The following is an 8817-nucleotide window of genomic DNA, read 5'->3' on the forward strand; positions in this document are numbered from 1 at the left end:
AGGATTTATTTCTCTCAGAAATATCATAAAATTTCCTCACTAATACACAACTTGTTTATCTGGATGTATTCTACTACTTATTTGTGTAATTAATTCTGTCCAACTACTTATAACTTTCGGCAATAAAAACAATCGTAATAAAAACACTGTAATACCATTTCTCCAAATTCATGCAACAGTAGCAACAGTAGGTTGATTCTATGTAGTACAGTCAACGATATGGACTGTAGCATACTTTTAGAGAAATGGTATAAATATAGGTTCCATAAATAGTTGCGCTGAACCCTCTAGCCTTACCCCAAATAAAACTCAGCCGGAAACTCCTTACTTGCAGGAAGAAAGCAAACATCAAACTAAAATTGAAACAATAGATAAATTGCGGCAATTCGGTCTAAATGATGAACAAATTGCAGAAGCTTTAAATTTACCCTTAGATGTAGTTAAGCCGGATTAGTGGATTAGAGCGATATATCTAACAATTCATCAACTTATTAATTTTTGATTTCAAGGCATTTCCCAAATTTTCAGAGTTTCATCTGGACTGCCGCTAATAATAGTCTTACCATCAGGAGTAATCGCGATCGCACTCACAAAACGGCTGTGTCCTTGCAAAGCTGTTTTCTCTTTACCATTTTTCAGATCCCACACCAAAATTTTCGCGCCACCACTAACAAGAGTCTTCCCGTCTGGACTGATAGCCAGAGTCCTCACCCAACTAGAATGACCATCAAAAGTCCTAGTATGTTTACCTTCTTTGAGGTTCCATATACGGATACTATTATCGCTGCTACTCGAAGCCAAAGTTTGACCATCGGGACTGATCGCAACAGCCTTAACAGCACCCGCATGGCCTGTCAGAACTTTTCTTAATTGACCAGCTTTGAAATTCCATAATCGTACAGTCTTGTCATCACTACCCGAAACCAGAGTTTGACCGTCACGGCTGAAAGCCAGAGTATTAACTTGAGCCCGATGACCGCTCAAAGTAAGCATCCGGCTGCCAGTTTTCAGATTCCACAAACACACAGTTTTGTCATCACTACCAGAAGCCAGAGTTTGACCATCGCGGCTAATCGCGATCGCATTCACCCCCCCCTTATGACCAGACATTGTGCGGATAGCCTTACCAGTTTTCAGATTCCAAATACTAATATTTTTATCATCGCCACCGCTCACCAAAGTCCGATTATCAGGCGCGATCGTTAGCGTTCTCACCCACTTCTTTGAATGCACACCATTAATCGTGCGAACGAGTTTTCCTGTCTTCAGATTCCAAATTCTAATCGTACCAAAAGAGCCAGAAGCTAAAGTTTGACCATCGGGGCTAAGTGCGATCGCGTTAACATTACCAACATCACTAAAACTTTTTTCTAAAAATTGACTGCTGGGCAAACTCGAAAGCAACCAAACAGGATTGGCAAAAAATCCGTAGCGCACCGAACTGTAAACTTGAGAGAAACCCAATGCCAATAGCAGCACAGCACCACCCACCACCAATTTATTCTTTAACTGTGCGGGGTTCCTATAAATTTTACTAGAGCTATTCCTCGTACTAGTTTTAAGTCTAGTCCCAGAATTTTGCCTAGTCGTCACTGGCGGATTAGTATTCCCCCGCCCTTTAAGCTGCGAACCCGCAGGAAACTGAGTTGCTGAGGGACTCGGCTCCTCACTTAGATCGATATCCTTTAGACACTGCAAAATCATCTGTGGACTTTGAGGCCTATTCCCCGGAAACGGGGCCATCAAATAATCAATTACACTTGCGACTGCATCCGAAACATGAGGCGCGCCCTTGCGCCACATCAACTTACCCGTGCGGGGGTTTTCCGGAAAAGCCGTCGGTGGTTTACCCGTCAGTAAATAAACAAAGGTACGCCCCAGCGCAAAAAAATCCGATTGAGGGACAGCCTTACCATTTGTTTGTTCTGGCGGCGAATAGCCAGGAGAAACAATACCCGTAACATTTTGACCTTGCCCCACCTTAGCAAAGTAGGTAGCCGAGACTTCTCTAGCAGTTCCGAAGTCAATCAACACCAATTGCCCATTAGGTTTGCACATAATGTTGTGCGGCTTAATATCCCGGTGGAAATAATGGAGTCCGTGAACCTTATCCAGAATATCCGACAATTGTTTCAACCATTCCACAGCCTGTTCTTGAGTAATTGGCTTACCGCGACTTTTCAGCCAATCCTGCAAATTCGCGCCAGAAATTTTCTCCATTACCAGACAGTGGAATTGTTCTGTGCTGTCGGCTGGGGAATAAACAAAATAACCGTCGCGGTCTACTTTGGGAATACCGGGGTGTCGCAGTCTAGCCAATACATCTGCTTCTTGCTTGAACAGAGCTACAGCTTTAGGATGGTCTTTGAGTAAGACTTTCAAGACTTTACGCTCGCCTCGGTCGTCTATTTCATAGGTTTTGCCAAAGCCGCCGCCTCCGAGAGGCAGAATGACCCGATATCGACCTTCTAACAGGAGTTCCGAACCGCAGTGGCGACAAACGGGTCTGTCAGCGTTAGCCGGGTCAGAAGGATTTGGGCATTTGGGATTGAGGCAATAACTCACAGAAGCCACATAACCCTGATTCAGGTTGCTTTACCAAGTCCAATTTGACACACCCCGCTCTCAAAAGGCGGAGATTTTTAAGGACAACTTGAATGGAGGTGAATCCACAAAAAAGTTGATGCTTAAAGGGTTTGTCAAACAACCCCTATCCACTCGCTCTAAATTAATAGAGTTTGTAGGTAGTTCCACGTAGTCGCATCGTAATTTTTAATTCACTCTTCTAGCGGCTCATTTTCTACCCCTAACGATACCTAACGGTATGACGCGGAGGTGTTGCGGGATTACAACCGTCTGCTAGCTAAAGTCATCGTGTCTTAGATGCGCTCTTTAAGTGTATCTTTATTGTTCCTTTTTTTGAGCTGCATTACCAAAAAATCTTGTGAGGTACAACCACCAGGAGTTATAAAGAAAATGCTGAAAACCCCTGAGAAACAGCAACGCAGTTGCGTTTTTCGTACTTCAGGTAGGGGATGAAAGCTGACCGCAGCATTTATGCTGCATTAAAAATGGTAAAATGGTTCAATCAGTACAAGATTTAAAAACCTACCCCCGGACTGGGGGAAAGTCTACGCCCGAAAAACCTTGAGGAGATATCATTACGCCCGGAGCGGGCAAACGTGGTGAGCCTGGGAACCTGAGTAATCAGGATATTAAGACTGTGAGGTCTTAAGAATCTCCGCACCTTTAGGTCGGAGAGTGTCAAATACTCGCGAATAGAGACAGTCGCGATCGCGATCGTTAAGACTATCGCACTTAGTCTGTAGGGTGGCGGCTGCCATAGTTTAGCTTTTGAGGCTATAGAGATCTGATAATTGCACCGTCCACCCTACGATTACTTATTAGCCACTGGAAAGATTATAACGCCAGACCTTCAACGACTGGATGGAAGTAGAAGGCGAGAGCCAAAACTAGATAAGCAGCTAAGAGCAAAGTACCTTCAAGCCAGTTTGAATTACCATCGGAACTGATGGAATTAGCAATCAGCACTGCAACGGTAACTGCAATCAATTCAAAGGGGTTGAAGTTCAAATCCATTGGTTTGCCCAAAATAAAACCTGCCAGGACTAAGACGGGCGCTACAAATAAAGCAATTTGCAAACTCGATCCTAGTGCCACTGACACGGACAAATCCATTTTATTTTTCATCGCCACTGTCACCGCTGTGGCGTGCTCGGCGGCGTTGCCAATAATGGGAACTAGAATTACCCCAGTAAACAGGGACGTTAACCCCAGGAGGGCGGTAGCTTCTTCTAGAGTATCGACGAGCAATTCTGACTCGTAGGCTACCGTGAGCGTACAGGTCAACAATACTCCAATCCACAAGGGCAAGTTGACTTTATGATCGGGGGAGTCTTCTGCCAAGTTGTTTTCGGCTAATCCCTCTAAATCCATCTCGGCAACTCCTGCGTCATAGAGGTAGGTGTGGGTTTTCATAGAAAACAGCAGCGTCAGCACGTAGACTATAATCAGTACGATCGCGACGGCGCTGGAGAGCTTCTGCATGGTTGCTTCATCGATTCCAGGGGAGGTGGCATCAACGGCTGTTGGCACTAAAATTGCGATCACGGCAAGGTTCATGGCTGAAGCGTTCAACCGAGCTACCATTGGCTGAAATTCTTGCTCTTTGTAGCGCAACCCCCCCAGAAACATAGCAAAACCCATGACTAGCAGAAGGTTGCTAATGATAGAACCTGTGATGCTGGCTTTGACGACATCTATGAGTCCGGCATTGAGGGCGATAATGCCAATGATCAGTTCTGTGGCATTACCGAAGGTGGCGTTAAGTAAGCCGCCGAGATTGGGGCCGAGGACTACGGCGATTTCTTCGGTGGCGGTGCCCATCCAAGCGGCTAGAGGGATAATTGCCAAAGCCGACGTGATGAAAACTGTGGTCGATCCCCATCCCAGGAAATGGGCTGCAATGGAAATCGGGATAAATACTAGCAGTAGTGAAAGCAGGTTCTTGGTATTCAGCATTTAGATTTATAAATGAGGACAAGGGAGCGGTGTTGCACCGTCTCAGGGATGCTTGTAGAGACGGCGAACGATCTAGTCTAGGAGTTATAGCAGGAGGCAGGAGGTAGAGCCAATCTTAGCAAGGGTGGAAGCAATCGATCGTCCTAATCGCCTTGGCAACTGCTATATAACTCCAAATCTTGACACTCCCCGGTCTAAAGACAGGGAGATGCTTAAGGTTGACACTCCCCGGTCTAAAGACAGGGGGATGCTTAAGGATAAACTTTGGGGCTAAGTCTGCCAAAAGTTTCATTCTTAAGGGGTTTTTCAAGAGTCCGCTACTGACTGGCTCAATTATAGAGTCTGTGGCTAGGGGCTAGGGAAGAGGGGCTAGGGACTAGGGGAAGAAGGGAATAAAATCAAGGGCTTAGCGGCTCAACGGCTCGACGGCTCGAATCAGCATCTCCGAACCTCTGACCATTGCCGAACGTCCAAACGGCAATCCCTGAGCTTTGCCGAAGGGTTAGGAACTCAGAATGTCCTAACTACCAAAAAGGTTGTTATAACTAAATGTCGCCTTCTGACTTCTAGATTAATCGCGCGCGATCGCGAATGCTCAAACCCCTGCTATGCCAGACTTATCAAAATTTTGATTACAAAACCTAGCTGAGACAGGCTGCTAACTCAGACTTCCCTGCTGCACCGTCTGTCTGGCTAATTGTATGGTTGTTTTTGTGTTTAATATTTGAGGATGCTCATTCTATGGCTCTACATTCTACAACTGCTCAATCCCTCTGGGTCAAGCCTTCTACATTGGATGCAGCGGTTCCAACTGATTCGCTAGCAGTCGATCCCGCACGCACGGCTACGGGGGTTTATGTCACGGTTCACGGTCATTTCTATCAGCCACCTCGCGAAAATCCTTATCTGGATGCGATCGAACGCCAACCGGGGGCGGCTCCTTTCCATGACTGGAATGAGCGTATCCACCATGAGTGCTATCGCCCTAATGCTTTTGCCCGGATTTTGAACGATCGCGGGGAATTGGTGGGGATCGTTAATAACTATGAGTATCTGAGTTTCAATATCGGCCCAACGCTGATGAGTTGGCTAGAACGATACGATCGCGAAGTTTACGAGCGGATTTTAGAGGGCGATCGCAAATCTTGCGCTCGTCTGGGCAAAGGCAATGCGATCGCTCAAGTCTACAACCATATCATCATGCCCCTGGCAAATGAGCGGGACAAATACACTCAAATTCGTTGGGGGATCGCTGATTTTAGATCGCGCTTCAACCGCGATCCCGAAGGAATGTGGCTGGCAGAAACGGGTGTAGACTACGCCACCCTAGAAACTCTAGTCGCTGAAGGCATCCGCTTCATCATTTTGGCTCCATCGCAAGCAGAACGTTGCCGTCCCTTCCCTAGTGGCGACGATCCCAGCCCAGAATGGCACGAAGTAGGGGGCAGCCAAATCGATCCCACCCGCCCCTACCGCTGTTATCTCAAGCCTACACTCACCTCAACGGCAGAATCTCTCAGCACTCAACATTTCAGCCGCAATCATTCCAAGTCGCCAATCCCTAGTCCAAACACGCCCTACATTGATATCTTTTTCTACGATGGCCCGATCTCGCGGGATATGGGCTTTAGCGATGTTCTCAGCAGTGCTCAGCACTTGTCAGGGCGTTTAGGCCAAGCCGTGCGCGGGGATCATCGACCGGCACAATTAATCGCAGTGGCAACAGATGGGGAAACTTTTGGCCACCATAAGGGCGGTACTGAGAAGTGCCTCGCCTATAGTTTTACAGAAGAGTTTCCACGCCGCAACTGGACGGTGACGAATTTTGCCCATTATTTGAGCATCAACTCTCCTACTTGGGAAGTCGAACTGAAGCCAGTGACGGCTTGGAGTTGCGGTCATGGTGTCGATCGCTGGCAAGATGATTGTGGTTGTGGTGGTGGTGGCGAATGGCATCAACAATGGCGGCGACCCCTACGAAATAGCCTTAATTGGCTCAGGGATCGATTGATTCCCATTTATGAAGGGGCGGGGCGCAAGCTGTTTACCGATCCTTGGGCGGCGCGGGATGAGTATATTGAGGTAATTCGCGATCGCTCTACTGCTAATGTCAACCGCTTTTTAACTAAGCACTGCGATCGCGAACTCGACGATTCAGAACGGGTAGATGCTTTGCGACTGTTGGAAATGCAGCGACACGCTCTGCTAATGTTTACTAGCTGCGGCTGGTTTTTTGAGGAGATTTCCCGACCGGAAGGGGTACAAATTCTGCGCTATGCGGCTCGTGCTTTGGAATTGGCGGCGGATGTTACAGGAATACAGTGCGAAGGGGAGTTTATTGAACGTCTAGCTCTGGCACCAAGTAATGTTGAGTTTTTTAAGACGGGTGCGGAAGTTTATCGACATCTGGTGGCGACTGCCCAAATTAGTTTAGAGCAAGTAACTGCTCACTATGCGATCAGTTCTTTATTTACTACTTTTGCCAGCCAACAACAAGTTTACTGTTACCAGGCGCACCAGCTAGATTACCAAATGCAGCGGATGGGTTCTCTGGCGTTAGCGGTGGGTCAGGTGCAGTTGACCTCAGAAATTACTCAGGAAACTCAGGTTTTTGTGTTTGCTGTGTTTCACTTGGGAGGCTGGGATTTCCACTGCTGCATTCAACCTTTTGGCGGTCGCAGGTCTTATACCATGCTCAAAGAGCGCTTGTTTACAGTTCTAGAAGAGGCTTCTGCGGCCCAGGCAATTCTGGAAATGGTGCGCCTGTTTGGAGATCAATCGTTTAGTTTGCGGAATTTGTTTGCTGAGGAACGCCACCGGATTATGAGGTTGCTCAGTCAGGAAACTTTGACACGGCTGGATCAGCTTTATAGTCAAGTTTACCGGGACAATTACGGGGTGATGATGGCTTTCCACCGCGATGAGTTGACGGTTCCTGCGGAGTTACAGGTGGCTGCGGAGGTAGCTTTGGGACATCGCTGTTTGACAGCCGCGAGGGCTCTGGTGGCTGAAAGTTACGAGCAACGCTTCAGCGTGACAATCATAGCGGAATTAGAGGCGATCGCGGTGGAAGCTGCTCAGCTTCGGTGTCGCGTGAATATTCCAGAGGTAAAGGAAACTTTGGAACGGCTGATTTTGCGATCGCTTGAGGCGTTGTTAAAAGAGGAAAATACCACCTTAATAGAAGCTGAAATAGACCGCATGGATCGGCTGATTAATTTGGGAAATAAGCTCAACTTCGGCTTAAATCTAGATCGCGTCCAAGAGTTGTATTTCCAATCCCTTCACAGTCAAATTGTACCAGTATGTTTGGGGTGGCTGCAACGCCAAGAATCCGAGCAAATTATCACATCAGATGAAGAGAAGGGCTCTACTGATTCTCATGCCTTAGTTTGTATTGAGGAGGGAGTTCGCTGGGAGTTACCTCAGATTCGGAAGTTATTGGAGTTAGGTCAAAAATTGGCTGTTGATGTTAATAGCTGGTTGAAGTTGTTGCCGTAGTTTTGGTTGGCAATTAAATTGAGGTCTTTTATTTCGTAACGCCACCCTCTGGGCGGTTAATTACCGCCCAGAGGGCGGCGTTACGTGAGAAGTTAGGATTGCTTGGAAGCAAACTTCCCAATAATAAAGTACAACATTAATCGCCGTAAATAACTTAGGAATACCTTCCAGTAAACTCGGAATTCCATCACCCGGCAATTTGAGAGAGTCTACAATCACAACAATAAACATTAAACCCATGCTAGTTAGTAGTAAAAAATAGGGAGTTGGTAGCATTACACGCCAAAATTTTAACCCATATCCAATAGCAACTATGGCAAAAAATGCTGCCGTTACTATCTTAGGAATGCCAATCTTTTCAAGATGGACGTGCAATCTAAAAAATTCTACCAACACAAAAGATCCTGTAAGAATTGCAGAGGCAAAAAAGAAAGTCGTTTTTTTATTCCTAGATTTAAGTCTCAGCAGTGCCCAACTAAAAGTGCAAAGTACAAATGGAATAGTACATAAAATCTGGAATACATTAGTTAATAGGCTAACCGTAAAATATGATGAATATTGAGGAGGATCGAATACTGAGCCAACTGAATATGTAAAAAATTTGGCATAAGCAGTTACAACAACTACCAAGGCGAATGCGAAACAATTAACCCAAAAAACGTAGCGAGAAATATTCATTGTTAGGCAGAATCAAAAACGATGATAGAATCCACGAACAATCTCAAACTTAAACATAACTTACGCAAAAATATCCGTAACGCCGCCATCTTGGCG

Annotated in this window: 6 protein-coding genes; 2 read left to right on the forward strand and 4 right to left on the reverse strand. The window is 46.3% G+C overall.

Translation table 11 applies throughout. The features are described 5' to 3' along the window. The first annotated feature begins 328 nt into the window (after positions 1-328). Positions 329-454: a hypothetical protein gene (locus tag PN499_RS13280; protein WP_272032432.1), complete on the forward strand. Its 126-nt coding sequence runs from the start codon at positions 329-331 to the stop codon at positions 452-454. A gap of 50 nt (positions 455-504) precedes the next feature. Here PN499_RS13280 and PN499_RS13285 read toward each other — a convergent pair whose 3' ends face one another. The 3 genes from PN499_RS13285 to cax form a co-directional block, all read right to left on the reverse strand. Continuing rightward, entirely contained in the window at positions 505-2574 is a 2070-nt protein-coding gene (locus PN499_RS13285; RefSeq protein ID WP_272032433.1) for a serine/threonine-protein kinase, read from the reverse strand. A 641-nt stretch (positions 2575-3215) separates the two neighbouring features. Then, the gene (locus PN499_RS13290) at positions 3216-3344 is read right to left on the reverse strand and encodes a hypothetical protein (protein WP_272032434.1); all 129 of its coding nucleotides are present in this window, start codon (positions 3342-3344) and stop codon (positions 3216-3218) included. Between the two features lie 76 nt (positions 3345-3420). Further along, complete coding sequence (cax, locus tag PN499_RS13295; protein ID WP_272032436.1) at positions 3421-4542, reverse strand: calcium/proton exchanger; 1122 nt, start codon at positions 4540-4542, stop codon at positions 3421-3423. Positions 4543-5283: 741 nt separating this feature from the next. Here cax and PN499_RS13300 point away from each other — a divergent pair. Continuing rightward, positions 5284-8043, forward strand: a complete 2760-nt coding sequence (locus PN499_RS13300) for a DUF3536 domain-containing protein (protein WP_272032437.1) — start codon at positions 5284-5286, stop codon at positions 8041-8043. 60 nt (positions 8044-8103) lie between these two features. Here PN499_RS13300 and PN499_RS13305 read toward each other — a convergent pair whose 3' ends face one another. After that, positions 8104-8436, reverse strand: coding sequence for a hypothetical protein (locus tag PN499_RS13305; protein ID WP_272032438.1), 333 nt, complete (start codon positions 8434-8436; stop codon positions 8104-8106). Positions 8437-8817 lie beyond the last annotated feature (381 nt).

The sequence above is a fragment of the Kamptonema animale CS-326 genome, assembly GCF_028330895.1.
In the GTDB taxonomy this organism is placed as follows: domain Bacteria; phylum Cyanobacteriota; class Cyanobacteriia; order Cyanobacteriales; family Microcoleaceae; genus Kamptonema; species Kamptonema formosum.

Bases quoted from the DNA above. Each gene is read 5' to 3' on its own strand.
- PN499_RS13290 (WP_272032434.1), bottom strand. From the start codon at position 3,344: ATGGCAGCCGCCACCCTACAGACTAAGTGCGATAGTCTTAACGATCGC.
- cax (WP_272032436.1), bottom strand. From the start codon at position 4,542: ATGCTGAATACCAAGAACCTGCTTTCACTACTGCTAGTATTTATCCCG.
- PN499_RS13300 (WP_272032437.1), top strand. From the start codon at position 5,284: ATGGCTCTACATTCTACAACTGCTCAATCCCTCTGGGTCAAGCCTTCT.